Origin of the sequence: Mycobacterium sp. E1715 (genome assembly GCF_001667625.1) — a bacterium.
Lineage (GTDB): Bacteria > Actinomycetota > Actinomycetes > Mycobacteriales > Mycobacteriaceae > Mycobacterium.
Genome location: NZ_LZJJ01000030.1, coordinates 1 through 3,459, shown reverse-complemented (window position 1 = coordinate 3,459; position 3,459 = coordinate 1). Strand labels below are relative to the sequence as shown.

The 3,459-nt window shown below is 67.5% G+C and carries 4 protein-coding genes; 3 read left to right on the top strand and 1 reads right to left on the bottom strand.

All coding sequences use genetic code 11. The features are described from left to right. Nucleotides 1-833: methionine--tRNA ligase (locus A9X03_RS01600; protein ID WP_082970926.1), on the bottom strand; the 833-nt coding region annotated here is incomplete at its 3' end. Between the two features lie 19 nt (nucleotides 834-852). Here A9X03_RS01600 and A9X03_RS01595 point away from each other — a divergent pair. The 3 genes from A9X03_RS01595 to A9X03_RS01585 form a co-directional block, all read left to right on the top strand. Further along, complete coding sequence (locus tag A9X03_RS01595) at nucleotides 853-1,704, top strand: TatD family hydrolase (RefSeq protein WP_067759447.1); 852 nt, start codon at nucleotides 853-855, stop codon at nucleotides 1,702-1,704. Between the two features lie 166 nt (nucleotides 1,705-1,870). Beyond that, nucleotides 1,871-2,998: a resuscitation-promoting factor gene (locus A9X03_RS01590; protein WP_197695991.1), complete on the top strand. Its 1,128-nt coding sequence runs from the start codon at nucleotides 1,871-1,873 to the stop codon at nucleotides 2,996-2,998. Next, nucleotides 2,995-3,459: rRNA adenine N-6-methyltransferase family protein (locus tag A9X03_RS01585; protein ID WP_304528472.1), on the top strand; the 465-nt coding region annotated here is incomplete at its 3' end. The genes A9X03_RS01590 and A9X03_RS01585, both read left to right, overlap by 4 nt.

Below are 3,459 nucleotides of genomic sequence, written 5' to 3'. Positions count from 1 at the left end.
GACATCAGAAACGCCGGCCAGTAGACGGTGTGGAACCGGATGATGTCCTTGCCGATCATGTGCAGGTCGGCGGGCCAGTAGCGGCGGAACATCGGCGAGTCGGTGTCGGGGTAGCCGACCCCGGTCAGGTAATTGGTCAGCGCGTCGACCCAGACGTACATGACGTGATCGGGATGGTCGGGCACTTTGACGCCCCAGTCGAACGAGGTGCGCGAGATCGACAGGTCGCGCAGGCCGCCGGAGACGAAGCTGACCACTTCGTTGCGGCGCACTTCGGGGGCGATGAAGTCCGGGTTGGCCTCGTAATGGGCCAGCAGCTTGTCGGTGTACGCCGAGAGCCGGAAGAAGTAGGTCTGCTCCTCGGTCCACGTCACCGGCGTTCCGGTTTCCACGGCGACCCTTGTCCCGTCGACCACCGCGGTCTCGGATTCGACGAAGAACCGCTCGTCGCGCACGGAGTACCAACCCGTGTAGCTGTCCAGGTAGATGTCTCCGGCGGCGTCCATCCGCCGCCAGATCTCCTTGGACGCTTCGTGATGGTCGGCGTCGGTGGTGCGAATGAACCGATCGAAGGAGATGTTGAGCTTCTCCTGCAGGCGTTGAAAAACATCGGAATTCCGCCGCGCCAGCTCGGCGGTCGGAAGGCCCTCCGCCGCCGCCGTCTCGAGCATCTTGAGGCCGTGCTCGTCGGTGCCGGTCAGGAAACGCACGTCGAACCCATCGAGCCGCTTGAATCGCGCGATGGCGTCGGTGGCGATGTACTCGTAGGCGTGCCCGACGTGCGGATTGCCGTTGGGGTACGTGATCGCGGTGGTGACGTAGAAGGGCCTCATCGAGAGTCCACCTTATTGTGTGCGCGTGAGCTCCAACCGACGAGAACGAGAAGCGCCGCCCGCACCCGAACCGCTGGCCCCCCTGGTCGACGCCCACACCCACCTCGACGCCTGTGGCGCGCGGGACGCCGGGGACGTGCGCGCCATCGTGGATCGCGCCGCGGCGGTCGGGGTGGGGGCCGTGGTCACCATCGCCGACGACCTGGCTTCGGCGGCTTGGGTGACCCGCGCCGCCGAATGGGATCCGCGGGTGTACGCCGCGGTGGCGCTGCACCCGACCCGCGCCGATGCGCTCGACGACGCCGCCCGCGGCGAAATAGAGCGGCTGGTGGCCCACCCCCGGGTGGTGGCCGTCGGCGAGACCGGCCTGGACCTGTATTGGCCCGGGCGCCTCGACGGGTGCGCGCAGCCGGACACCCAACGGGAAGCGTTCGCCTGGCACATCGACCTGGCCAAGCGGTGCGGCAAACCGTTGATGATCCACAACCGGGACGCCGACGCCGAGGTGCTCGACGTGCTGGCGGCCGAAGGCGCGCCCGACACGGTGATCTTTCACTGCTTCTCGTCGGACGCCGCGATGGCCCGCCGCTGCGTGGACGCCGGATGGTTGCTCAGCCTGTCGGGAACGGCGAGCTTCCGCAACGCCCGCGACCTGCGGGAAGCCGTTCCGCTGATACCGCTGGAACAACTGCTGGTGGAAACCGATGCGCCCTTCTTGACGCCGCATCCGTACCGCGGTGCACCGAACGAGCCGTATTGCCTTCCTTATACTGTCCGGGCGGTCGCCGAACTGGTGGGCCGTCCCGCCGAAGAGCTGGCGCAGGCCACGACGAGCAACGCTCGGCGGGTCTACGGGCTGGCTCCCGGTTGACTCGCTGCACGGGACGATTGCGTTAACGAATTCGCGCCGGAGTTGCTCAACTTTGGCCGGTTCGTTACCGTCTTGTGATCGAAAGGGTGGGGCCTACGGGCCCTTATTTGTCGCTTGGTGCTGATTAGGTCGTTGGAGTAATTGCTGTGGTCGGGATAGACGCGCGTTGACTGTATTAACAAAACTTCATCAGACACCGTCGCCGATGTTGCGGCTCATCGTCGGAGGACTGTTACTGGTTCTGGCGTTCGCAGGTGGATTCGCGGTCTCCGCGTGCAAGACGGTGACGCTGACCGTTGACGGCATTGCGATGCGGGTCACGACCATGAAGTCGCGGGTCATCGACATCGTGCAGGAGAACGGCTTCGCTGTCGACGAGCGGGACGACCTGTACCCCGCCGGGGACGTCAAGGTGCACGACGCCGCCAACATCGTGTTGCGCCGCAGCCGCCCGCTGCAGATCTCGCTGGACGGTCACGACACCAGGCAGGTGTGGACGACGGCATCGACCGTCGACGAGGCCCTGGCCCAACTCGCCATGACCGACACGGCCCCCGCCGCGGCCTCCCGCGGCAGCCGGGTCCCGCTCGCGGGAATGGCGCTGCCCGTCGTCAGCGCGAAGACGGTCCGCATCACCGATGGCGGCACCACCCGTACGGTGCACCTGCCCGCGCCCAACGTCGCGGGGCTGCTGAGCGCGGCCGGCGCCCCGCTCCTCGAAGGCGACCAGGCGATGCCGAGCGCGTCGTCCCCCATTGTCGACGGCATGGAAATCCAGGTGACCCGCAACCGGATCGAGCGGGTGACCGAGCGAATGCCGTTGCAGCCCAACGCCCGTCGGGTCGAGGACCCGGACATGAACATGAGCCGCCAGGTGGTCGAAGACCCGGGCAGCCCCGGCATCCAGGACGTCACCTTCGCGGTCGCCACCGTCAACGGCGTTGAGACCGGCCGGTTGCCGATCGCCAACACCGTGATCACCCCGGCCCGCGAGGCGGTGGTGCGGGTGGGCACCAAGCCCGGCACCGACGTGCCACCGGTCACCAACGGCTCCATCTGGGACGCGATCGCAGGCTGCGAGGCGGGCGGAAACTGGGCGATCAACACCGGCAACGGCTACTACGGCGGTGTGCAGTTCGATCAGGGCACCTGGGAGCGCAACGGCGGGCTGCGGTTCGCCGCGCGCGCGGACCTGGCGACCCGGGAAGAGCAGATCGCAGTCGCCGAGGTGACGCGCGAGCGTCAGGGTTGGGGCGCGTGGCCCGTGTGCAGCGGAAGAGCAGGGGCAAGCTGACCATCCGGCTGCTCGGTCGCACCGAGATCAGGCGGCTTGCCAAAGAACTTGACCTTCGGCCCCGGAAATCCCTCGGTCAGAACTTCGTCCACGATGCCAACACGGTCCGCCGGATCGTCTCGACCTCCGGGGTCGGCCGGTCCGACCACGTCCTCGAGGTCGGACCCGGCCTGGGATCGCTGACGTTGGCGTTGCTGGACCGCGGCGCCACGGTAACCGCCGTCGAAATCGACCCGGTCCTGGCCGATCGGCTGCCGCAGACCGTCGCCGAACACTCGCACAGCGAATTGCAGCGGCTCACCGTGCTCAACCGCGACGTTGTAGGGCAGGTTGGCGACGACCGCGTTGGGTTGCGCGGCCAACTCGTCCCGGCGAAGGGTCAAGACGTCGCGGTTGAGCACGGTGAGCCGCTGCAATTCGCTGTGCGAGTGTTCGGCGACGGTCTGCGGCAGCCGATCGGC